Below are 22,847 nucleotides of genomic sequence, written 5' to 3'. Positions count from 1 at the left end.
CTAGAGTGCGGGCACGGTGACGACCGTGCCGCTGTGCCGGGCCTTCTCGGCGGCGAAGACCGCGAGGTGGCTGTGGAGCGACTCGGTGGGGCCCGAGCGCACGTGTGCGGGGTCGCCGGTGGCCAGCGCGGTGACGAAGGCATCCATCACGCCGTCGTCGCCGCCGCCGTGGCCGTCGCCGGCGTTCGAGCCGGTCTCGGCGACGCTGCGCCGGCTGCTGCGGCCGTCGCGGAAGTCGAGGACCTCGACCGACTCGCCGTCCCCGATCAGCCGCCCGTGGGTGCCGAAGATCCTGGTCTGGCGGTGGGTCTGCTCGGTGAAGGCGGTCATGGTGAAGGTCGCGGTCGCGCCGCCGGTCAGCTGCATGGCGAGCACCTGGTGGTCGACCACGTCGTTGTCGCAGGCATAGACGCACCTGCCGTACGGGCCGGTGCGCAGGGCGTCCATGACCTGCTCCTCGTTCTCGCCGAGGACGCTGGTCGGCCAGTCGTAGCCGCGGTCCAGGTACAGGCGGGGAGCCGAGTACGGGCACCGGGGCTCCAGAACGCAGTCGAGGCAGCGGTCGGCGGCCTGCTCCGGGCGCCGCTCGGGCCTGAAGTGGCCGAGCGAGCCGAAGCTGGCGACCTGCTCGATCCTGAGCCCGGTGACGTAGGTCAGCCAGTCGAGGTCGTGGGAGGACTTGGCCAGCAGCATCGGGCTGGCCAGGCGCTCGCTGCGCCAGGGGCCGCGCACGTAGGAGTGCGCCTGGTGCCACCAGCCGACCGGCTCCAGGTGCTCGACGCTCATCACCTCGCCGAGCACGCCGCTGTCCACGGTCTGCTTCACCAGCGCGGTGTAGGGCGTGTACCGCAGCACGTGGCAGACGGCGAGCAGCACGCCGGTCTCGCCGACGGCCGAGACGATCTCCCGGCACTCCTCCTCGGTCGGCGCCATGGGCTTCTCGACGAGCAGCGCGTAGCCCGCCCGCGCCAGGGCGATGGCGGGCTCGACGTGCAGGCGGTCCTGGGTGGCCAGGACGACGGCGTCGGCCACCCGCTCGCGCAGGAGGTCGCGCCAGTCGCCGAACTCGCGCACGCCGGGGCCGGCCAGCTTGGCCCGGCGGGCGGGGTCGGGGTCGGCCACGGCGACCAGCTCCGCGCGATCGGGGTGCGCGGCGATCCAGGAGGCGTAGGTCTGCCCCCGGTTGCCCGCTCCCGCGACCGCCAGCGTTATTTTTCGCACCTAAATCACCAGATTTCCTGATGTGAGGACCTTCGGACCGTCGGCCGGCAGCTCCCTGGCGACGCCCTCCTCGACGTTGCCCGTGTGCTGGACCACCTCGAAGGCCTTGATCGACAGCCGGCCGCCGCCGAACTGGCAGCCGGTCGCCGCGTAGCGGTTCCGGCCGGAGTCGAGCTGGACGTGGGCCCCGGCGTTCTGGCTGCGGACCCCGGCCAGCTGCCAGGAGACCAGCCCGGCGGCCTCCACCCGCGACAGCCCGGCCTGGGCCAGCTCGGTGCCGCCGTCGAGGCGGATGCGCTGGTCGGCCTTCCCGGCGGCGGCCAGGCCCACGTTCTTCACCGTGCAGCCGGTCAGCGCCACCGAACCGGCCAGGACCAGCGGGGCCGCGCCCTCGGCGCCGTTCAGCGTCGAGCCGGACAGGCGCAGGTCGGCGCCGTTGAAGGCGTTGCCGTTCAGGCCGTGGAACGTGGTGCGGCTGACGTGCAGCGGCGCGGTCACGTTCGCCTGGACGATCTCGCTCTTGGCCGGGACGTTGAAGACGCAGCCCTCGATCAGGTTGGGCCGGCGCGACAACTTCGACTGCTGGGAGACGATCAGCGTGTGGCTGGCCGAGCAGCCGCGCATCTGCACGCCGTCGGCGTTGACCCAGATCATGCCCGAGCCCTCCAGCGACGGCTTGCCGATGACCTGGAGGTCCTCCAGCGTCAGGTCGGTGACCTTCACCCGGGCCACGAACCACGAGCAGACGTGCTTGCGCACCGTGATGCGCTTGGCCGCCGAGCCCCAGGCCGCGCCGGAGTTGGCGAAGGTCATCAGGCCGGAGTTGCCGGTGTAGGTCAGGTCGTGCTCGTACTGGCCGTGGGTGACGAACGGGCCCTGGTCGTCGCCGTCGCCGTGGCAGTTCTCCACGTAGCAGTAGGCGCTGGCGGTGAAGTCGTTCAGGTGGCGGGCGTTGGCCGTGTGGCAGTCGCGGACGTGGCCGTACAGGCAGTAGATCTGCTGGGTCAGGTAGCCGGCCCCGCCCCAGGTCACGCTGGCGGGGTTCTTCAGCGTGCAGCGCTCGGTGCGGAAGTGGGTGGCCCAGCGCCGCATGACCAGCGGCCAGAACGTGCCCGTGCCGTGGATGCCCTCGACGTCGCAGTGGACGGCGTACTCGTAGGCCAGCGGGTGCGAGCCGGTGTACTGGTCGCCGTCCGCGACGCCCTCGAAGCGCAGGTTGCGCACGTGCACGCGCTCGACCGGCTCGACCAGGGTCCAGGTGATCGTGCGGCCGGCGGCCAGCTCCCAGCCGTTCTTGTAGTTGACCCGGATGTGCGTGCCGTCGACGATCTGGGTGATCTCGACCAGCTTCTGCAGCTCGCGCTCCCAGCGGCCGGACAGCGCGTTGACCTCGGCGCTCCACCACTGCCCGACCTTGAAGGCGGCGGAGTCGGCGACCTCGAAGACGTCCGACAGGTCGGGCACCGGGGCGCTCAGCTTGTGGCTGACCGTGGTGGCGGTGACCTTGCCGCGGAAGAACATCACCGCCGCGAACGGGTCGTCCTGGCCCGCCTTCTCGATGCCGACGGTGCGCATCGTGTGGCCGCCGAAGTCGAGCACCAGGTCCGAGCGCTGGAACTTGTGACGCTTGACGAAGTTGAGGTCGGTGTGGGCCTCGATCCTGGAGACGGCGGGGTCGCCGACCATGGCCTCCAGGGCGGCGTCGGCGGGGGTCTTGTCGTCGAAGACGCCGAAGGCGCGGAAGTCGAGGCAGCCGTCGTGCAGCTGGATCCAGCGGCCCTTGGGCGCGGAGCCGAGCACGGTGCCGCCGTTGGCGGGCGCGGTGGATGCGGCGTCCCAGCGGACGAGCTTGCCACCGCCGTCGCCCGGCTTGAGATAGCCCGCGACCTGCGCCAGCGTGCCGTCCGCCAGTTTGGCGGCCTCGAAGGCGAGCAGCTCGGCCACGGTGGCGACCGCCTGCACCTCGTCCTTGGGCTTCTTGTCCGGCTCGGCGAGCGCGGGCTTGGCCATCAGGACGGTGCCGACAGCCGCTAAACCGGTGACGCGCAGGATGTCACGACGTTCCATGGGGGTGGTTCCTTACAGTGCGAGGGTGTCGGCGATGAGGACGCGGGGGCCGGCGGGCGGGAAGGCGCGCTCGACGCCCTCCTCGGTGCAGCCGGTGTGCACCAGGACGGTGGTGGCGGTCAGGTCGAGCCGGCCGCCGGTGAACCGGGAGCCGGTGGCGCGCCAGCGGTTGTCGCCGGTGGCCGGCTCGACGCGGGTGCCGGTGGCCGTGCAGGCAGCGAGTTCCCAGGTCAGGACGCCCGGACCGGCGGCCCGGCCGAGCGCGGCGTTCTCCAGCGTGACGCCCTCCAGGCGCAGCCGCTGGTCGCGTACGGCGCTCAGCTCGACGCGCACGCCGTCGAGCCGGCCGCCGCTGATCACGACGTCGGCCGAGCCCACCGAGACCTTGCCCGATCCGCTCAGGACGCAGCCGGTGAAGCGCAGGGGGCCGGAGCCGCGCAGGGTGGCGCCGTCGAGACCGGTGACGACGCACTCCTTGAAGTGCAGCGCGTTGCTCACCGGCGTCTGCACCAGCACCTGGTCCTTCGGCAGCTCGAAGGAGCAGCCCTCGATGACGTTGGGCCGGCCGGAGCGGTTGGACCGCTGGCCGATCGCGACGGTTCTGGCCGAGCAGCCGCGCATGTGCAGGCCGTCGGCGTTCACCTGGAGCGTTCCCGCCGGGTCGAACGTCGAGCGCGGGATCACCCGGACGTCCTCCAGCGTCAGGTCGGTGATTTTGGTTCCGGCGACGAACCACGAGCACAGGTGCTTGCGCACGGTGATGCGCTTGGCGCTGGTGCCCCAGAGCGCGCCGCTGTTGGCGATGTCCATGAGGCCGGAGTTGCCGGTGAAGACCAGGTCGTGCTCGTACTGGCCGTGGGTGGTGAAGGGGTTGCCGCCCTCGTCGTCGCCGTCGCCGTGGCAGTTCTCGACCGTGCAGTAGGCGCTGGCGGTGAAGTCGTTGAGATGGCGGACGTTGGAGGTGGTGCAGTCGGCGACGTGGCCGTACAGGCAGTAGATCTGCTGGGTCAGGTAGCCGGCTCCGCCGTACATGACGGTCGGGGGGTTCTTCAGGCTGCAGCGCTCGGTGCGGAAGTGGGTGCACCAGCGTCGCATGATCACCGGCCAGAAGCTGCCGGTGGCGTGCACGTCCTCGACGTCGCAGTGGACGGCGTACTCGTAGGCGATCGGGTGCGAGCCGGTGTACTCGTCGCCGCCCGGGGCCGCCTCGAAGCGCAGGTCGCGCACGTGCACGCGCTCGACCGGCCGGACCAGCGTCCAGGTCAGCGTACGGCCGGCGGCCAGCTCCCAGCCGTTCTTGTAGTTGACCCGGACGTGCCGGCCGTCGACGACCTGGGTGATCTGGACCAGGCGCTGGAGCTCGCGTTCGTACGTGCCGGCCAGCGCGTCGACCTCCACGGCCCACCACTGGCCGACCTGGAACTGCCGGGAGTCGACCTCGAAGACGTCGGCCAGGTCGGGGAGCGTGGCCGTGAGCGTGCCGGTGACGGTGGTCCCGGTCCGCTCGCCCTGGAAGAACAGGACCGCGCCGAAGGGGTTGTCGTGGGAGTTCTTCTCGATTCCGGCGGTGGTCATGGTGTGGCCGCCGAAGTCGAGCACCAGGTCCGAGCGCTGGAACTTGTGGCGCTTGACGAAGTTGAGGTCGGTGTGGGCCTCGATCCTGGAGACGGCGGGGTCGCCGACCATGGCCTCCAGGGCGACGTCGGCGGGGGTCCTCTCGTCGAAGACGCCGAACGCGCGGAAGTCGAGGCAGCCGTCGTGCAGCTGGATCCAGCGGCCCTGGGGCGCGGAACCGAGCACGGTGCCGCCGTTGGCGGGCGCGGTGGAGGCCGCGTCCCAGCGGACGAGCTTGCCACCGCCGTCACCGGCGCGGTGATAGCCCGCGACACGCAGCAGCGTGCCGTCGGCGAGTCGGGAGGCGTCGAGCGCGAGAAGGCGCGCGACGTCGGCTACATGGTTCATGGGGGGAGGCCTTCGGGAGCGGGGTGATGGGAAGGCCGGGCGACGTGCGAAGGCGGGCAGGCGGCGGTGCTGCGGCCCAGACGTCCGGCGCCGGGGGCCGCGGCGCTCGGAGTCGGATCTTCGCCCGAAACGATTGGCGAGGACGCTAGACAGTGGATGAGGCATCTGTCAAGCCGTCACGTGGCATGCCCGAGATGCTGGGAGATCATCGCCGCCGTCTCTCTCACCTCCCGGCCGAGCTCCTGGTAGCGCCAGGCGGGCAGGTCGCGCTTGAGCGAGGTGATGCTGATCGCGCCGACGCAGGCGCCGGTGTGGTCGCGCAGCGCGCTGCCGATGCAGAAGATGCCGTCGGCGTCCTCCTCGTCGTCGACCGCGTAGCCGAGCTCCCTGACCGTCTTCAGGTGGGCCAGCAGCACCGGCAGCTCGATGATCGTGTTGCCGGTGCGGCGCGGCAGGCCGACGTGGCCGACGACCCTGGCGACCTCCTCGTCGTCCATCTCGGCCAGCAGCGCCTTGCCCAGCCCGGTGCAGTGGGGCAGCTCCCTGGTGCCCATCCGCAGGTCGACCTGGATGCGCTCGCCGTTGCTCACCTGGTCGACGACGACCGCCTGGCCGGCCTCGGGCACCGCGAGCCTGGAGTTCATCCCGGTGCGTTCGGTGAGCGCGACCAGCGCGGGGCGGGCCACGTCGCGCAGCGAGAGCTGCTCCTGGGCCCTGGCGCCCAGCCTGGACAGCGCCATGCCCAGCCGGTAGCGGCGGTTCATGCCCTCGCCGTCGTCGGCGACCAGGCTGTAGCCGCGCAGCGTGTAGAGGGTGGCGAAGGCGGCGCTCTTGCTCAGCCCGCAGGCCGCGGCGACCTCGGTCACGCTCATGCCGCCACCCGGCCCCACGCGGGACAGGACCTCCAGCACCTCGGCGGCGCGGGCGACGCTGCGGACCCAATATCGCGATTCCTCAGCAGCAGTGTTCGTCACAGCCGAACAGCTTAGCGGAATTCATCGTTGACCCCCACCCAATCTCGTGTTTCAATCTCCCTCACCTGTTCGGTATTGCCAAACACTGTTCGGAATTTGTGGCGGACGATCAGCGCTTCCCAGGCCGGGCCGGGCCGGGAGGCGCGTCGGAGGAGAGAGATTTGAAGCACCTAGCCGAGCGCGCACGCCAGGTCATCCCCGGCGGCGTGAACAGCGGGCAGCGCAGCATTCCCGGGCTCACCGACCTGGTGATCACCCATGCCGCCGGCGCCCGCTTCCGCGACTCGCAAGGACGGGAGTTCGTCGACTACCACGCCGCCTTCGGCCCGCCGCTGCTCGGCCACAACGACCCCGACGTCGGCGCGGCCGTCGCCGAGGCCGGCCGCACGGTGGACCTGTGCGGCGTGGGCGTCACGGCCGGCGAGGTCGAGCTCGCCGAGACGCTGGTGGAGCTCGTGCCGAGCGTGGAGAAGGTGCTCCTGACCAGCACCGGCAGCGAGGCCACCTTCCACGCCCTGCGCGTGGCCAGGGCCGCGACCGGCCGCCGGCTCGTGGTGAAGTTCCAGGGTTGCTACCACGGCTGGCACGACGCGGTCAGCCTCAACGTGATCTCCGCGCCGGAGAAGGTCGGCAGCCACGACCCCATCTCGACCGGCATCCTGCCCGAGGTGCTGCAGGCCACGCTGGTCCTGCCGTTCAACGACCCCGAGGCGGTACGCCGGGCGTTCGCCGAGCACGGCGACGACATCGCCGCCGTCATCCTGGAGCCGGTGCCGCACAACGTCGGCTGCCTGCTGCCCGAGCAGGAGTTCCTGGAGACGCTGCGCGCCGAGTGCACCAGGGCGGGCAGCGTGCTGATCTTCGACGAGGTCATCACCGGCTTCCGCCACCACCTGGGCGGCTGGCAGGCGATCTGCGGGATCACCCCCGACCTCACCACCATGGGCAAGGCGATCGCGAACGGCTACCCGGTGGGCGCGCTCGGAGGCCGCGCCGATCTCATGGAGCTGTTCAGCTCGCGGCCCGGCGGCCCCGCCTTCTTCGCCGGCACCTACAACGGCCACCCCGCCGTCGTGGCGGCCGCCCTGGCCACGCTGCGCAAGCTGCGCGAGGAGCCGGTGCACGAGCACGTCTTCCGCCTCGGCGAGCGGATCAGGACCGGCCTGGCCGAGGTCTTCGCCTCGCTGGACATCCCGGCGCTGGTCAGCGGGTACGGCTCGGTCTTCGTCGGCTACTTCATGACCGGACCCGCCCGCACCTACGACGACCTGCTGCGCAATGATGCCAACATGTTCATCGGGTACCGCCGCCGGCTGCTGGAGCACGGCGTCTTCGAGCTGCCGCTGAACCTCAAGCGCAGCCACGTCTCCTACGCCCACACCGACGCCGACGCTGATCACCTGCTGGAGGCGGCCGCCACCGCGGCCAGGCTCGCCCGCGGCGACGTGCTCGACCTGACCGACGTCAGCACCATGGGCGGCGCCGATGCTCACCGTTGACACCAGCCGCCCGGCCGGGCCCGCCGGCCGGATCAGCCGCGTCGAGACCCTCTCGCTGGGCACCGCCTGGCGCGACTTCTCCTACGTGCGCATCCACACCGACGAAGGGCTGAGCGGCATCGGCGAGATCACCCACCCCTACCGGGGACGGGAGACCTGCTCGCTGACCGAGGCCATGGCACAGCGCCACCTGATCGGCGCCGATCCCTTCGACGTCGAGGAGATCTGGCTGCGCATGTACCAGGGCGACTTCCTGCGCGGCGGCGACGTCGGCGGCATCGTCGTCTCCGGCGTCGACCAGGCGCTCCACGACATCATGGGCAAGGCGCTGGGCGTGCCCGTCTACCGGCTGACCGGCGGCGCCTGCCGCGACCGGGTGCGGGTCTACGCCAACGGCTGGTACACCGGCGAGCGCGACCCGCAGGTGTTCGCGGCCAAGGCCAAGGAGGTCGCCGCCCGCGGCTACACCGGGCTGAAGTTCGACCCGTTCGGCGCCGGGCTGGGCGAGTTGTCGCGGGCCGAGCTGCGGCTCTCGGTCGACATCGTCGCGGCGGTCCGCGAGGCCGTGCCCGACCTCGACCTGTTCGTCGAGGGGCATGCCCGGTTCGCGATGCCGACCGCCGTCCGGCTCGTGCGCGAGCTGGAGCCGTTCGACCTCGGCTGGTTCGAGGAGCCGCTGCCGTGGACGCACATCGAGCGCTACGCCGAGCTGCGCGCCCGCGCCGCCATGCCCATCTCCGGCGGCGAGCACTTCCACAACCGCTACGAGTACGCCCGGCTGTTCGCCACCGGCGCGGTCGACATCATCCAGCCCGACCTGTCGATGGCCGGCGGGTTCACCGAGATCAGGAAGCTGGCCGCGCAGGCCGACGTGCACGCCATGCTCGTCGCCCCGCACAACTCCAACTCCCCGCTGTGCACCACGGCCTCCGTGCACGCCGTGCTCGGCATGCCGAACCTGCTCGTCCTGGAGACGTTCGACGGCATGCTGGAGCCGTACGTCTTCGACGCGCTGAAGGGCGTGCTGCCGGTGGTCGACGGCCACGTCGGCCTGCCGGAGCGGCCCGGCCTCGGCGTCGAGCTGGCCGACGAGGTCTTCGCCGAGCACCCGCCGTCCCACCGGTTCTGGAACATGTTCAAGGAGGGCTGGGAGAAGCGTGATCGTTGACGTCCACTCCCACCTGTTCAGCTGCCCGGACGACGTCGGCGATCCGTTCGCGGCCGAGTCCGCCCGCGCGCACGGCGGTCACGTCGACCTGACCGTGCGCTGGGCGGACTACGCCGCCACCTCGCCCGCCGGCACCCGTACCGTCGTGGTGGGCGGCAAGGCCAGGCGGTCGGGCCTGTGGGTGGACGACGCCGCCGTGGCCGCCTACGCCGGCGAGCACCCCGACCGGCTCATCGGCTACCTGTCGCTCGACCCCACCCAGCCCGGCTGGCGCGACGAGCTGGAACACGGTCACCGCGACCTGGGGCTGCGCGGCATCAAGCTCATGCCGATGTACGCCGGTTTCGACCCGGCCGCCCCCGAGCTGGACGACCTGTACGCCTACGCCGCCCGCCACGGCCTGCCGTTGCTCGTGCACACCGGGACCACGTTCGTCTCGGCCGCGCCCCTGCGCTACGCGCTGCCGGTGCACCTGGACGAGGTCGCCATCAGGCATCCGGAGCTGCGCATGGTCCTGGCCCACCTCGGCCACCCGTACGAGGGCGAGTGCATCGCGGTGATCCGCAAGCACCGCCACCTCTACGCCGACGTCTCCGCCCTGCACTACCGCCCCTTCCAGCTCTGGCACAGCCTGCGCCTGGCCCAGGACTACGGGGTGTGGGGCAAGCTGCTGTTCGGCAGCGACTACCCCTTCACCACGGTGGACGCCTCGGTGGAGGGGCTGCGGGCGGTCGGCGCGGTCCCCGGCATCCCCGGCCTGCCGCCCCTGGACCGGGAGGAGATCGAGAAGCTGATCCACCGCCCGTCGCTCGACCTGCTGGGGCTGTCATGACCGAGCTGGCCGTGGTCACCGGAGCCGCCAGGGGCCTCGGCCAGGCCATCGCCGCGCGCCTGACGGCCGACGGCTACCGGGTGATCACCGTCGACCGGCCGGGCGCGGGCTGCGCCTACGACTTCGACCTGGCCGACACCGAGGGCCTGGCCGGGCTGGCCGACGCGGTCCGCCGCGACCACGGGCCGATCCACGTCCTGGTCAACAACGCCGGGGTGGCCCGGCTCGAACACTTCAACGAGATCACCGTGGCCGGCTGGCAGGCCGTCATGCGGGTCAACTGCGACGCGCCGTTCTTCCTGGCCCAGCGGGTGGCCGAGCACATGATCGCCGACGGCGTGCGGGGGCGGATCGTCAACGTCTCCTCCAAGAACGGCCTCATGGCCGAAGCCGGGCTGGCCCACTACAACGCCTCCAAGGGCGCCCTGGAGCTGATCACCCGCTCGCTCGCCGCCGAGCTGGGCGCCCATGGCATCACCGTCAACGCCGTGGCGCCCGGCATGATCGCCACCCCGATCGACGGCGACTTCCCCTTCGACCGCGCGGCCTTCGAGGCGGCGTGGGAGGAGCGCATCCCGCTGCGCGGCGGGTACGGCAGGCCGGACGACGTGGCCGGCGCGGTGGCGTACCTGGCCTCGGAGTCGGCCCGTTACGTCACCGGCTCCACCCTGGTCGTGGACGGCGGCGTGCTGGCCGACCAGATGCCGAGAATGCGATTCATGCCGCCGTACCGGAACTCGTTGCGGCCCGGTTCCTGACCCCGCGTCGCCGGGGCTCGGGTCAGCCGCCGTCCAGCGGGTTGGCGGCGATCCGCCCCGCGACGTCGTTGCGGACCGACGCCGCGGCGGCGCTGTCCGGCTTGCGCCTGGCCTGGTCCTCGAAGCAGGCCAGGAACTCGGCGCCGAAGCCCAGCCTGGGGTAACGGGCGAGCAGCTCCGCCCTCGCGTCCGGCGCGAACTCCTCGGGCCGCCGCCCGACCACGTCCCAGCTCGTGGCGACCTGCAGCAGGTGGGACTCGGGGTCGTCGGCGGCGGACACGTCGGCGCGCATGTGCAGCCTGATGATCTCGACGGCCCGCCCGGCGCGCTCCGCCGGCCAGCCGGCCGCCGTGCCGAACACCCAGGCGAGCTGCCCGCCCGCCTCCTCGAACGGCAGCCGGTGGCTGTCGAAGGGCTCGGTCAGCCCCATGTCGTGGAGCAGCGCCGAGACGTAGTAGAGCTCGTCGTCGAAGGCGATGCCGTGGGCCGCGCCGTACATCGCTCCCCACAGGTAGGCGCGGACGCAGTGGTTGAGCAGCGCGGGCGAGCAGTAACGGCCGGCCACCGACACCGCCGCGGCGGCGGCGGGAGTCTCCGGGAACATGCCTTCAGCCTTTCATCCGGCCACCGGATCTCGCCAGCAGGGGCCGTCACTTGCCTTCTGGATACCATAGGGGGGTATAGTGTCCTCAACGGCAACGAGCCGAGGGAGGGCTGACATGGCTGGACACGGCAGTGGCAAGCAGGACCAAGGGATGCGGTTGCGCCGCATCGAAGGGCAGGTCCGCGGCCTGCAGCGCATGGTCGAGGACGACAAGTACTGCATCGACATCCTGACCCAGGTGTCGGCCGCGACCAGCGCCCTGAAGTCGTTCTCCCTGTCGTTGCTGGAGGACCACCTGGCCCATTGCGTCGCCGAGGCCACCTCGAAGGGCGGCCCGGAGGCCGAGGCCAAGGTCAAGGAAGCCTCCGACGCCATCGCCAGACTTGTTCGTTCCTGACCGGATTGAAGGAGAGACCGATATGAGCACCACCACCTACACCGTCAAGGGCATGACCTGCGGCCACTGCGTCAGTTCGGTCAAGGAGGAGGTCGGCGAGGTCGCCGGGGTGACCGGCGTCGAGGTCGATCTGGCCTCCGGCCTGCTGACCGTCGAGAGTGACAGCCCGATCGACGCGGCGAAGATCGTCGCCGCCGTCGAGGAGGCCGGGTACGAAGTGGCGAACCAGTCGTGAACACCGCAGCCAAGCTCGGCTCCTACGCCCTGGGGCTGGCCGTCGTCTTCGGCGGCGCCCTGGGCGCCGGCAAGGTCGTGGGCCCGGTGGGGGCCGCTCCCGCCGCCGACCACAGCGCCATGACGGCCGCCACGGAGACCGCACAGAGCGCGGGCCACAACCAGCACACGGCCCAGCAGACGACGACGAAGAAGAACGATACCCCCGGGGGGCTCCAAGTGTCCGAGAACGGCTACACCCTCAACCCGCTCACCACGTCGCTCAAGCCTGGCGAGCCCGCCGACTTCCGCTTCTCCGTGACCGGCCCCGACGGCCGCCCGGTCACCGACTACCAGGTCCAGCACGACAAGAAGCTGCACTTCATCGTGGTCTCCCGCGACCTGGGCAGCTTCCAGCACGTCCATCCGGAGATGTCGGCCGACGGCATCTGGTCGGTCAAGGTCACCTTCCCCGAGGCGGGCGGCTACCGGGCCTTCGCCGACTTCGCGCCGACCGGCGGCGAGGCCCTGACGCTGGGCGCCGACCTGGCCGTGGCGGGCGACTACCAGCCCAAGCCGCTGCCGGAGACCGGCCGCACCTCCAAGGTCGACGGCTACGAGGTCACCCTCGACGGCGACCTGACGCCGGGCCAGGCCGGCAAGCTCACCCTCAAGGTCAGCAAGGACGGCAAGCCGGTCACCGACCTGCAGCCCTACCTCGGCGCCTTCGGCCACCTGGTCGCCCTCCGCGCCCGTGACCTGGCCTACCTGCACGTCCACCCCGACGGCGAGCCGGGCGACGGCAAGACGCAGCCGGGCCCCGAGATCGTCTTCTACGCCGAGGTGCCGAGCGGCGGCGACTACCGCCTGTTCCTGGACTTCCAGCACGGGGGCGAGGTTCGTACCGCCGACTTCACGCTCGCGGCCGGGCCGCGGCCCGCCACCCCCGACGCGTCGGCGACGCCCGCCGGGCACGGCAACCACAGCCACTGAGAAAAGCCACTGGGAAAGGGGAACGGTGATGACCTCTGTCACCGATGACCGGCAGAACGCGGTCGAACTCTCGATCGGCGGCATGACCTGCGCCTCGTGCGCCAACCGCATCGAGCGCAAGCTCAACAAGATGGACGGCGTGACCGCCACGGTCAACTACGCCACCGAGAAGGCGAAGGTCACCTTCCCCGAAGGCGTCGATCCGCAGCAGCTGATCGCCCAGGTGGAGGCGGCCGGCTACACCGCCGCGCTGCCCGCGCCGCCCCGGACCGAGGGCGAGCCGGGCGAGCGGGAGCCGGAGGACGAGCTGCGCCCGCTGCGCAGCCGGTTGATCACTTCGGTGGTGCTGGCGGTGCCGGTGATCGCGATGGCGATGATCCCGCCGTTGCAGTTCACCAACTGGCAGTGGATGTCGCTGGTGCTCACCGCGCCGGTCGTCGTCTACGCCGGCTGGCCGTTCCACAAGGCCGCCTGGACGAACCTGCGTCACGGCGCGGCCACGATGGACACGCTGATCTCGGTCGGCACCATCGCCGCGCTCGGCTGGTCGCTGTGGGCGCTGTTCTTCGGCACGGCGGGCACCCCGGGCATGACCCACCCCTTCGCGTTCACGATCGAGCGCACCGACGGGTCGGGCAACATCTACCTGGAGGCCGCGGCGGGGGTGACCGCGTTCATCCTGGCCGGCCGCTACTTCGAGGCCCGCTCCAAGCGCCGGGCGGGCGCCGCCCTGCGCGCCCTGCTGGAACTGGGCGCCAAGGACGTCGCGGTGCTGCGCGACGGCGTGGAGACCCGGATCCCCAGCGACCGGCTGGCCGTGGGCGACCGGTTCGTCGTGCGGCCCGGCGAGAAGATCGCCACGGACGGCGTGATCGAGGAGGGCACCTCCGCGGTCGACGCCTCGATGCTGACCGGCGAGTCCGTGCCCGTCGAGGTGCGTCCCGGCGACACCGTCACCGGCGCCACCGTGAACGCGGGCGGCCGGCTGGTCGTCCGCGCCACCCGGGTCGGGGCCGACACGCAGCTCGCCCAGATGGCCAGGCTGGTCGAGGACGCCCAGACGGGCAAGGCGCAGGTGCAGCGGCTGGCCGACCGCGTGTCGGGCATCTTCGTGCCGATCGTGATCGCGCTGGCCCTGGGCACGCTGGGCTTCTGGCTCGGCACCGGCGACGGCGTCGGCGCGGCCTTCACCGCCGCGGTGGCCGTGCTGATCATCGCCTGCCCGTGCGCGCTCGGCCTGGCCACCCCGACGGCGCTGCTGGTCGGCACCGGCCGGGGCGCGCAGCTCGGCATCCTGATCAAGGGCCCCGAGGTGCTGGAGTCCACCCGCCGCATCGACACGGTGGTGCTCGACAAGACGGGCACCGTCACCGAGGGCCGGATGACGCTCACCGGCGTGCACCTGGCCGAGGGCGAGGACGAGGCCGAGGTGCTGCGCCTGGCGGGCGCTCTGGAGCACGCCTCCGAGCACCCGATCGCCCAGGCCATCGCCAAGGGCGCCGCCGCCCGTGTCGGTGACCTGCCCACCCCCGAGGACTTCGCGAACGTCGAGGGTCTCGGCGTCCAGGGCGTCGTCGAGGGGCACGCGGTCCTGGTGGGCCGGCCGAGGCTGCTGGCGGAGTGGTCCCAGCACCTGCCGTCCGACCTGGAACGCGCTCTGCACGCCGCCCAGGCGGGCGGCCGGACCGCCGTGGCGGTCGGCTGGGACGGCAAGGCCCGCGCGGTGCTGGTGGTCGCCGACGTGATCAAGCCCACCAGCAAGGAGGCCATCCAGCAGCTCCGGGCGCTCGGTCTCACCCCGGTCCTGCTGACCGGCGACAACGAGGCCGTCGCCCGGCAGGTCGCGGACGAGGTCGGCATCGACGAGGTGATCGCCGAGGTGCTGCCCGCCGACAAGGTCGACGTCGTCAAGGAGCTCCAGGGCGAGGGCAAGGTCGTGGCGATGGTCGGCGACGGCGTCAACGACGCGGCCGCGCTCGCCCAGGCCGACCTGGGCCTGGCCATGGGCACCGGCACGGACGCCGCCATCGAGGCGTCCGACCTGACCCTGGTCCGCGGTGACCTGCGGGTGGCCGCCGACGCGATCAGGCTCTCCCGCCGGACGCTCGGCACGATCAAGGGCAACCTGTTCTGGGCGTTCGCCTACAACGTGGCCGCCCTGCCGCTGGCCGCGCTCGGTCTGCTCAACCCGATGATCGCGGGGGCCGCGATGGCCTTCTCCAGCGTGTTCGTGGTCAGCAACAGCCTCCGGCTGCGCCGGTTCAAGTGAACATCGGCCTCAAGTGAAGAGGGCTCCGGGCGTCACGCCCGGAGCCCCTTTCGCGTACCGGGCCGGAGCACCCACGCCACGGCACGCCTGGTCCCGGACATCATGTCCGGCATCGTGGAGATCCTCCGGATCATCACCGAACCCGGTGACCGCGTCGTCGTCAACACCCCCGGCCACCCGCCCTTCTTCTCCGGGCTCGAACGCATCCGCCGCCGGGTGGTCACCAGCCCGCTGGCCCACGGGCCCGGCGGGCACCGCCTCGACCTGAACCGGCTGGAGCACGACTTCGCCTCGGGCGCGCGCGGGCGTACCTGCTGTGCAACCCGCACAACCCCACCGGCCTGGTCCTCACCCGCGAGGACCGCCCTCGACGGCAACCGGCGGCTGCTCGCCGACCGGCTGGCCGGCCTGCTGCCCGGCGTCGGTCACCACCCGCCGCAGGGCGGCTGTGTCGCCTGGCTCGACTGCCGGTCGCTGGGCCTGGGCGACGACCCCGCCCAGGCGTTCCTGGACGAGGGCAGGGTCGGCCTGTCGTCGGGGCCGCGGTTCGGGCCGGACGGGCGCGGGTTCGTCCGGCTCAACTTCGCCACCTCACCGGACCGGCCGGCCGAGGCCGTCGAGCGCATGGCCGCCGTCGCCGGTCAGGGGCGGACCGCGCCGAGCAGCCGGGTGCGCCAGTAGTCGTCCAGGTCGACCACCTTGACGACGTCACCGGTCTGGGGCGCGTGGACCATTTTCCCGTTGCCGGCGTACATGCCCATGTGGCCGAGCCCCTTGCTGAAGAGCAGGTCGCCGGGCTGCAACGCGTCGAGCGAGACGCGTCTGCTCGCGCCCCAGGCCCATTGCGTCCAGGTGGTGCGGGGCAGTTCGACGCCCGCGGTGCGCCAGGCGGCCTGGGTGAGGCCGGAGCAGTCGTAGGAGCTCGGGCCCTCGGCGCCGTACTGGTAGGGCTTGCCGACCTGGGCGAAGGCGAACTGCAACGCCAGGCGGGCGTTTCCGGAGGCCGAGCCGGTGTACCTGATGCCGGCGCTGTTCGGATCGCCCGCCCGGAAGGCGCCCAGCCTGCGCAGGAGCTTCGTCTGCGCCTTGACCAGCTTGTCGACCTTCGCCTTCTCCGCCCGCACCTTGTCGCGCGCCGCGTCGGCCTCGGCCAGGACGGTCCGGGCCTCGTCGCGCCGGACGCGCAGGTCCTTGGTGGTCGCCTGGAACGCCGCCAGTTTCGCCGCCCTGGCCCGGGAGATCTGCTCCAGGGCGGCCATGCCGCTCAGCACCTCGTCGGGGGTGCCGTCGGCGACGAAGCGGCCCCAGGTCGTGAGCGGGCCCGACTGGTAGTCGCTGACCACCGCCGAGACGAGGTCTTTGCGTAACCCGTCCGCCTGGGCGTTCTTGCGCGCGACCTCGGCGTTGAGCGCGTCGTACTTCTGCTTGGCCTTCTTGTGCGCCTCGGTCGCCTGGTTGTACTGCTCGACCACCTCGTCGGCCCGCTCGTTCAGCTTCACCAGCCTGGCCTTGGCCTTGGCGGGCGACGGATCGGCCGAGGCGACGCCCGGGATGGAGACCGCCGCGACCGCCGCAAGTGTCACGGCCACTGCCGCTCGCCCCAGCCTCGTCGCCACGACCACTACGATGCCTCCTCGTACGCCTCCATGCCTGAGGCGGAATAGTACCGAAGGTCGCCCTGCTTGTTGGCATTTCGTCGGTACTATCCGGCATAACAGGCCGTCGTTCCGGCTCGTGTGGGGATACGCACGCCAGGTCCGGCGCGTTCACCGGAACGCCGAAACGCCCGGCTCCGATGGGAGCCGGGCGTCTCTCGGCGACCTCAGCGGGCCGCGCGGTGCTCGGCGGCGCGACGGGCGTCGGCCAGCGGCTTGGACGGGACGATCAGCGTGGGGCGCGCGGTGGCGTGCATGACGTGGGTGGACGTGCTGCCCGACAGCAGCGCCCGCAACCCCTGCCGGCCGCGCGAGCCCAGGACGATCAGCGAGGCGTCGATCTCCTCGGCGGCGTCGACGATGGCGGCGGCGACGACCTCCTCGGGGACCGAGGCGACCCGCGGCTCGGCCCGCAGCCCGAGGGAGCGGGCCAGGTCGGCGCCCTCGGCGGCCAGCCGTTCCGAGGCGTCCATGGTCCTGGCGTCGATGTCCCGCAGGTCCTCCAGGGCGGGATGCCCTTCGAGGTGGGCGGCGAGGCTCTCCAGGGGCTGACGGGCGTACAGCACCACCGCGGACGCGCCGGGGAACAGCCGGGCGGCCTCCTCGACGGCGTGGCGGGCGTCGGGTGAACCGTCGTAGGCGATGAGGATGGACATGGGGATCTCCTTCGGAGCTGTGAGCGTCGAGGTCAGCCGCGGGTGGCGGCGGTGGTCTCGGCGGGGTCGGCGGCCTCGGCGGGTGCGGCGCCCCGCGAGCGGAGCGTCAGCGCGGCGATCAGGGCGCCGGCGACCGCGATCCCGGCGGCTCCCACGAAGGCCGAGGAGAAGCCGTCGGTCAGCGCGGGCAGGTTCCCGAGCTGGGCGGCGCCGTTGGCGGCGGCGACGGCCGTCATGGCGGCCAGCCCGAGGGCCGAGCCGACCTGGTAGCTGGTGTTGACGATGCCGGAGGCCAGGCCGCCCTCCTCGGGACGGGCGGAGGAGATGGCGGTGCCGAGCGAGGGGATGAAGGCCAGCGACATGCCGAGCGCGGCCACCAGGCTGGCGGGCAGGACGTCGACCGCGAAGCTGCCCTCGGGGCTGATCAGCGACAGCCAGCCCATCCCGACGGCGAGCAGGACGAGGCCCGCCACCGTGACGGCCTTGGGCCCGAACCGGTTGATGGCGCGCGGCGCCAGGACGATCATGCCGAGCATGATGAGGACGGTCATCGGCACCAGGGCCGCGCCGCTGGGGAAGGCGCTGTAGCCGAGGACCTGCTGCAGGTAGAGGTTCAGGAAGAACCACATCGGGATCCAGGCCCCGCCGAGCAGGAGCTGGGTCAGGTTGGCGGCGGCGAGGTTCGGCGTACGGAAGATCGACAGCCTCATCAGCGGCTCGCGGCGGCGGGCCTGGATCGCCAGGAAGGCGATGAGCAGCGCGATCGCGGCGGCCAGCACGCCCCAGGTCTGGGCGGAGCCCCAGCCGACCTCGGGCGCCCGGACGATGGCGTAGACGGCCGCGCCCAGCCCGGCGGTGACGGTCAGCGCGCCGAGGATGTCGATGGAGCCGCGCTGGGACTGACCGGCGGGCATCAGCGGACGGGTGGCGAAGAGTGCGACGAGCGCGATCGGGATGTTGATGTAGAAGACCCAGGGCCAGCTCAGGTACTCGGTGATGACGCCGCCGAGGAACACGCCCGCGGTGCCGCCCGCCGGGGCGGCCGCGCCGTACAGGGCGAGGGCCTTGGTGAGCTCCTTGGGGTCGTGGCCGAACAGCATCATCAGCAGGGTCAGTGCGGACGGGGCGATCAGGGCCGCGCCGACGCCCTGGACGGCACGTCCGGTGAGCTCGACCCACACCTCGGGGGCGATGCCGGCGACGAGCGAGCCGGCGAGCAGGATGAGCCAGCCGGCACTGAACAGCTTGCGTGCGCCGAACAGGTCCGAGAGGCGGCCGCCGAGCAGCAGGAGCCCGCCGAAGGCGACGACGTAGGCGTTGAAGACCCACGACAGGTTCTCCTGCGAGAAGCCGAGGTCTTCCTGGATGCGGGGGAGGGCCACGCCGATGATCGACGTGTCCATGATGACGATGAACTGGGCCGTGGCGATCAGGGCCAGGGCGGTCCATCGCCGGGGGGATGGTGCGGACATGAGCATTCTCCAGCGCTACGCCGTACCCCGGTGGGGATGCGGGCGGGTCTTTTGGGTTCCTCGGAAATACCGGTAGGGGGTATCTGGCGATGAACATACATACACCGGGGGGGTATCTGTCAAGTCCGCACGCCGGAGACCGTCCGGGCGGCACTGCGTGACAGCGGGCCCGCGCGCGCCGGCGATGCCTGAGGACGACCGTGCGGCGACAGCATTCCCGCAGCTCCGACGGCCTATGGCGAGGCGTCGGGGGGTGATGTCACGGGGCAGGGACGCGCAAGTGACACATCCAGGGGGCTGGATGTGCGGGACGTGCCGGGGGCGAGGATGTGCGGGACGTGCCGGGGGCGAGGGTGTGCGGGATGTGTCGGAGGGCGGGGGTATAGGGGTGAGCCGCGCGGTATGCAGGGGCGGGGTATGCGGCACGCGTAAGGGGCGGGCGCGCGCGTCGAGCGGCGGTATGCGGGGCAGGGGTATGCGGTACGCGTAAGAGGACTGGGTGTGCGGGCCGGGCCGCGCCTCCATGCCTCACCCTCGCAGCCCTATACCCCGCCCCCTGCATACCCCCGCCGCCGCCACTCCGCCCCAGGCACTCCGGCCCCCGCACTCCAGCCCGCACACCCCGGCGCCACACACCGCGGCCCCCGTATGCCGGGGGTATGCGGAGCGCGCCAGGGGCTGGGGAGTGCGGGGGGGTATGCGGAACGGGGCAGCGGGCCGGGGTGTGCAGAGGAGGGGTATGGGGGGCGTCAGGGGCTGGGGTGTGCGGGACGGGGTATGCGGGGGCCGTCGGCGCGCCGGGCGTCAGGGGTCGGGGGTGTGCGGGCTTGGCCTGCCCAGGGCAGCAGGGTGTGCGGGTTGACGCGTCGCAGGTGGCGTCGCGTCGGGGGATCGCCATGCGCTCTTGGCGCGGCGTCGGGGGCGGCCCGTGGTGGCGCGGGAACTGCCCGCTCGTGGTGGCGAGGCGGGGGTATGCCGGGGTGGCCGTGCCTTCCTGGCTCGGCGTTGGATGAGCCCGCGATGCCGCCAGGGGATTGCCCGGTCGTCGTGGCGAGCCGGGCGTCGTGTCGGGGTTGGCGCGATCTACGGGTTCGGCGTCGGGGCCGGCCTGTGCGGGGGCGGCCTGTGCGGTGGTCGGGGAGGGCCGGTCATGGGGGGCGGGGGTCTGTGAGCGGGCCCGCCTTTCGTCCGGGATCCGTCGGCGATCGCGGACGGCGGGCGGGGCGGCTCGTGTCGTGTTCGGTCAGTGGCCCTGGTGGCCGTGATGGTCCTCGTGTCCCTGATGGCCTTCGTGGTCGCCGTGACCTTGGTGGCCGCCGTGGCCCTGGTGGTACTGGTGGATCACGGCGTGACCCTTGCCGCGGGAGATCAGCCACTTGTTCACCGGCGTCGTCAGCAGGAACGCCACCAGCAGCGACCCGGCCAGCGCCACCCAGAACAGCCAGTTGCCCAGCCCGGCGTCCATGGCGCCCGGCACGGTCACCATCACGGTGTTGTCCAGCACCTCCATCACCGCGATCGAGATGGTGTCGGCGGCCAGCGCCACCTTCAGCGCCGACTTGAAGTCCACCCCGGCACGCAGGACGCCGCGCATGGTCAGCGCGTAACCGAACACGAAGGCCAGCGCCACCGAGAGGATCACGGTGGTGAGGTTGGACAGGCCGAGCGCGGTGCCGATCACCATGCCGAGCACTTCGCCGATCGCGCACCCGGTCAGGCAGTGCAGGGTCGCCTGGGCGGCCATGGCCCACGTGGCGGCGGGCGGAGCGGCGTGCTGGTGCTCCGACGAGGGGGAGGGAGGGTGATGTCCACTATGGTCCATGGTGATACTCCTTAGGTGGGGTGACCGATTTTAGGGGTATGGGGTATGCCGGTAAAGAGGGAGGTGAGCCTCATGCCGGCGTCATAGGGGCGAAGAGAGAGGTCTGGGACGGGCTTGGCATGGACGGCCAGACTACTATTCTGAATAGTAGACCCAAGCGGCCCGATGCCGTCCGTCCGCCTCGGGAACACGGCGGCGCGGTGTGGCTGCGCCGGACCGTGCCCTGCCGCTCCACGGCGATCCGGCCCGGCCCCGCGCGCTGACTGCGGGGAACCCCCTCCGTACCCGTGGAGCAGGTCATGTCGCTGTTCGCGCAGGCTTTCGTCACGCTGCTGGTCATCTTCGACCCGCTGGCGGCCATCCCGATCTTCCTCACCCTCACCAGGAGCCAGGACCCGGCGGGCCGCCGCCGTACGGCCAGGGTCTCCGTGCTCGTGGCGGCCGGCATCGTCGCCGTGTTCGCGGTGCTCGGCAACGGGCTGCTCGACGCGCTCGGCATCCCCCTGCTGCAGGTGGCCGGCGGCGTGCTGCTCGCGCTCATCGCGCTCGACCTGCTCAAGGCCGACTGCGCCCGCAACCGGGCCAACGCCGGGAGCGGAGCCGTGGCCTTCGTCCCGCTCGGCACGCCGCTGCTGGCCGGGCCGGGGGCCATCGCGGCGACGATGCTCTACATGGAGAAGGCGGCCACCGCCGCGGCCGTGACGGCGGTCGGCCTGGCGCCGGCCGCGGCGCTGCTCCTGACGTGGCTCACGCTGCGCTTCTCCTCCGTGATCGGCCGGCTGCTCAAGGACAACGGGCTCAACCTGGTCACCCGGGTGATGGGGCTGCCGGCCGCGGCCATGGCGGTGCAACTGGTCGCGGCGGCCGTGCAGCACTGGACGCGCTGGGGCGTCGCCTGACCCCGTCCGGCCGCCCTGTTACTAACGGCGGTAGTAGGTCAGAGCGACAGCAGCGAGTGGCAGTGGTGGGCCAGGAACGAGCCGACCCCCGGCGCCAGCGCCACCGCCGCCGGCCCGCCGAGCAGCGCGCTGACCGCCAGCAGCCCGGTCAGCCGTTCGCGGCGGCCGAGCGGCTGCTCGGGGCCGAGCAGCCGGCGCACGCGGCTGAGCGCCGTCTCCCCGCCCGCCCCGAGCGTGAACGCGGGCGCGCGCCCGGTGGCCAGGCTCACCAGCGCCGCGGCGATCTGGGCACGTGGGTGGCGGCGGGCCGCGACGTCGTCGGCGAGCAGCTCGACCAGCCGCGCGATCTCGGTCCTGGCCCGCTCGAACAGCGGCACCCTGGGAAACGCCCGGACCAGGGCCTCGGCCCCGGCCAGCACCAGATGATGACGGCCGCGCAGGTGCGCCCGCTCGTGCGCCAGCACGGCGGCGATCTGCTCCGGCGTCAGGGCCCGCAGCGCGCTCGTGGTGATGACCGTCTGAGCGCGCCGGCCCGGCACGCAGTACGCCAGCCGCTCGTCGTAGTCGATCACCACCACGCCCAGCTCGGCGTCGCGCCGCCCGAGCAGCCGCAGCATGGCGGCGTGCCGGCGACGTTCCACGGCGGCCCGCACCAGCACCGTCCCGCCGCACCAGAGCACCCTGGACAGCACCGCGCCGGCCGCCAGCATGGCCGCGAACCCCACCCGGGACACACGGGAGCCGTCGCCCAGCATGTCGGCGCACGCCTCGAACAACCCCGCCAGCCCGTGGCCGACGATCTCGGCCGGCACGGCGAAGGCCAGCGCGGCGAGCACGGCCGAGGCGACCACGGACGCCGCCCCCGCCTGCCACAGCGCGATCGCCAGCCGCGGCGCCCGGTCGGACCACTTGGCGGCCCGCTGCCCCAGCACGGGCAGCCAGACGGCCGCCACCACCGTGTAACAGGCCAGGACGACGGCGGCGATCATGCGGGACGGCCCCGGTGCGGGTAGACCTGAAGGGCCGCCTCCAGCGCCGCGGCCTCCTCGGGGGTGAGCCGTTCGAGGAAGTGCACGAGGGTGGCCGCCTGGTTGCCGCTGCCCGCGAGCGCGCGGCGCATCAGGTCGGCGGTGTACGCCTCCTTGGAGGCGACCGGTTCGTAGACGTAGGCGCGGCCGACGGCCTCGCGCCGGAGCATGCCCTTGGTGTGCAGCTTGTCCATCACGGTCATCACCGTGGTGTAGGCGATGGTCCGCCGCTGCTTGAGGTCTTCGAAGACGTCGCGGACCGAGGCGGGACGCCGCCTGGCCCACATCCAGTCCATGATCGTGGATTCGAGCTCGCCAAGGCCACGCATCATGCCGGTCATGCTACCCGCGGTCGTAG

The 22,847-nt window shown here is 72.1% G+C and carries 21 protein-coding genes; 10 read left to right on the top strand and 11 right to left on the bottom strand.

The window, feature by feature from the left end; genetic code table 11:
• From AB0J46_RS27230 to AB0J46_RS27215, 4 genes are all read right to left on the bottom strand, one after another.
• The gene (locus AB0J46_RS27230) at positions 1-1,221 is read right to left on the bottom strand and encodes a Gfo/Idh/MocA family oxidoreductase (RefSeq protein ID WP_364336660.1); all 1,221 of its coding nucleotides are present in this window, start codon (positions 1,219-1,221) and stop codon (positions 1-3) included.
• Positions 1,222-3,288 carry a hypothetical protein gene (locus AB0J46_RS27225; RefSeq protein WP_364336658.1) on the bottom strand — a complete coding sequence of 689 codons (2,067 nt, stop codon included), beginning with the start codon at positions 3,286-3,288 and terminating at the stop codon, positions 1,222-1,224.
• A 12-nt stretch (positions 3,289-3,300) separates the two neighbouring features.
• The gene (locus tag AB0J46_RS27220; RefSeq protein WP_364336656.1) at positions 3,301-5,250 is read right to left on the bottom strand and encodes a hypothetical protein; all 1,950 of its coding nucleotides are present in this window, start codon (positions 5,248-5,250) and stop codon (positions 3,301-3,303) included.
• 176 nt (positions 5,251-5,426) lie between these two features.
• Positions 5,427-6,224, bottom strand: a complete 798-nt coding sequence (locus AB0J46_RS27215; RefSeq protein WP_364336654.1) for an IclR family transcriptional regulator — start codon at positions 6,222-6,224, stop codon at positions 5,427-5,429.
• A gap of 161 nt (positions 6,225-6,385) precedes the next feature.
• Here AB0J46_RS27215 and AB0J46_RS27210 point away from each other — a divergent pair, with 161 nt between their 5' ends.
• From AB0J46_RS27210 to AB0J46_RS27195, 4 genes are read left to right on the top strand one after another with little or no spacing between them, the layout of a single operon-like run.
• A complete protein-coding gene (locus AB0J46_RS27210; RefSeq protein ID WP_364336652.1) occupies positions 6,386-7,723 on the top strand; it encodes an aspartate aminotransferase family protein in 1,338 nt (445 codons plus the stop codon).
• The gene (locus tag AB0J46_RS27205) at positions 7,710-8,891 is read left to right on the top strand and encodes a mandelate racemase/muconate lactonizing enzyme family protein (RefSeq protein ID WP_352356031.1); all 1,182 of its coding nucleotides are present in this window, start codon (positions 7,710-7,712) and stop codon (positions 8,889-8,891) included. Before AB0J46_RS27210 ends, AB0J46_RS27205 begins: the two co-directional genes overlap by 14 nt.
• Positions 8,881-9,723: an amidohydrolase family protein gene (locus AB0J46_RS27200; RefSeq protein WP_364336650.1), complete on the top strand. Its 843-nt coding sequence runs from the start codon at positions 8,881-8,883 to the stop codon at positions 9,721-9,723. Before AB0J46_RS27205 ends, AB0J46_RS27200 begins: the two co-directional genes overlap by 11 nt.
• Entirely contained in the window at positions 9,720-10,481 is a 762-nt protein-coding gene (locus AB0J46_RS27195; protein WP_364336649.1) for an SDR family oxidoreductase, read from the top strand. The genes AB0J46_RS27200 and AB0J46_RS27195 overlap by 4 nt, the downstream gene beginning before the upstream one ends.
• Positions 10,482-10,503: 22 nt before the next feature.
• Here the strand turns inward: AB0J46_RS27195 and AB0J46_RS27190 are convergent, their stop codons facing one another.
• Positions 10,504-11,085: an HD domain-containing protein gene (locus tag AB0J46_RS27190; RefSeq protein WP_364336647.1), complete on the bottom strand. Its 582-nt coding sequence runs from the start codon at positions 11,083-11,085 to the stop codon at positions 10,504-10,506.
• Between the two features lie 115 nt (positions 11,086-11,200).
• Between AB0J46_RS27190 and AB0J46_RS27185 the strand changes: the two genes are divergently transcribed.
• From AB0J46_RS27185 to AB0J46_RS27165, 5 genes are all read left to right on the top strand, one after another.
• Positions 11,201-11,482, top strand: coding sequence for a metal-sensitive transcriptional regulator (locus tag AB0J46_RS27185; protein WP_364336645.1), 282 nt, complete (start codon positions 11,201-11,203; stop codon positions 11,480-11,482).
• 22 nt (positions 11,483-11,504) lie between these two features.
• Complete coding sequence (locus AB0J46_RS27180; RefSeq protein ID WP_358301136.1) at positions 11,505-11,717, top strand: copper ion binding protein; 213 nt, start codon at positions 11,505-11,507, stop codon at positions 11,715-11,717.
• Complete coding sequence (locus AB0J46_RS27175; RefSeq protein WP_364336643.1) at positions 11,714-12,688, top strand: hypothetical protein; 975 nt, start codon at positions 11,714-11,716, stop codon at positions 12,686-12,688. Before AB0J46_RS27180 ends, AB0J46_RS27175 begins: the two co-directional genes overlap by 4 nt.
• Positions 12,689-12,716: 28 nt before the next feature.
• Positions 12,717-14,957 (top strand): heavy metal translocating P-type ATPase, encoded by a 2,241-nt coding sequence (locus AB0J46_RS27170; protein ID WP_364336641.1) that lies wholly within the window; start codon positions 12,717-12,719, stop codon positions 14,955-14,957.
• A gap of 114 nt (positions 14,958-15,071) precedes the next feature.
• Positions 15,072-15,638, top strand: coding sequence for a hypothetical protein (locus tag AB0J46_RS27165; protein WP_364336639.1), 567 nt, complete (start codon positions 15,072-15,074; stop codon positions 15,636-15,638).
• Here the strand turns inward: AB0J46_RS27165 and AB0J46_RS27160 are convergent.
• From AB0J46_RS27160 to AB0J46_RS27145, 4 genes are all read right to left on the bottom strand, one after another.
• Positions 15,599-16,546, bottom strand: coding sequence for an NlpC/P60 family protein (locus tag AB0J46_RS27160; protein ID WP_364336637.1), 948 nt, complete (start codon positions 16,544-16,546; stop codon positions 15,599-15,601). The genes AB0J46_RS27165 and AB0J46_RS27160 overlap by 40 nt on opposite strands.
• Positions 16,547-16,779: 233 nt before the next feature.
• On the bottom strand, positions 16,780-17,268 hold the full coding sequence (locus AB0J46_RS27155) for a universal stress protein (RefSeq protein WP_364336635.1): 489 nt from the start codon (positions 17,266-17,268) through the stop codon (positions 16,780-16,782).
• A gap of 32 nt (positions 17,269-17,300) precedes the next feature.
• Positions 17,301-18,740, bottom strand: coding sequence for an MFS transporter (locus tag AB0J46_RS27150; RefSeq protein ID WP_364336633.1), 1,440 nt, complete (start codon positions 18,738-18,740; stop codon positions 17,301-17,303).
• 1,243 nt (positions 18,741-19,983) lie between these two features.
• Complete coding sequence (locus tag AB0J46_RS27145) at positions 19,984-20,562, bottom strand: DUF4396 domain-containing protein (protein WP_364336631.1); 579 nt, start codon at positions 20,560-20,562, stop codon at positions 19,984-19,986.
• 299 nt (positions 20,563-20,861) lie between these two features.
• Here AB0J46_RS27145 and AB0J46_RS27140 point away from each other — a divergent pair, with 299 nt between their 5' ends.
• Complete coding sequence (locus AB0J46_RS27140; RefSeq protein WP_364336629.1) at positions 20,862-21,461, top strand: MarC family protein; 600 nt, start codon at positions 20,862-20,864, stop codon at positions 21,459-21,461.
• Positions 21,462-21,499: 38 nt separating this feature from the next.
• Here AB0J46_RS27140 and AB0J46_RS27135 read toward each other — a convergent pair whose 3' ends face one another.
• Positions 21,500-22,450 carry a M56 family metallopeptidase gene (locus AB0J46_RS27135; protein WP_364336627.1) on the bottom strand — a complete coding sequence of 317 codons (951 nt, stop codon included), beginning with the start codon at positions 22,448-22,450 and terminating at the stop codon, positions 21,500-21,502.
• Positions 22,447-22,821 (bottom strand): BlaI/MecI/CopY family transcriptional regulator, encoded by a 375-nt coding sequence (locus AB0J46_RS27130; protein ID WP_357972372.1) that lies wholly within the window; start codon positions 22,819-22,821, stop codon positions 22,447-22,449. Before AB0J46_RS27130 ends, AB0J46_RS27135 begins: the two co-directional genes overlap by 4 nt.
• Positions 22,822-22,847: the final 26 nt, after the last annotated feature.

This window comes from Nonomuraea sp. NPDC049758 (genome assembly GCF_040674635.1).
Lineage (GTDB): Bacteria > Actinomycetota > Actinomycetes > Streptosporangiales > Streptosporangiaceae > Nonomuraea.
Note: the sequence above shows the minus strand (reverse complement) of the source record. Positions and strands in the feature narration are given on the sequence as shown.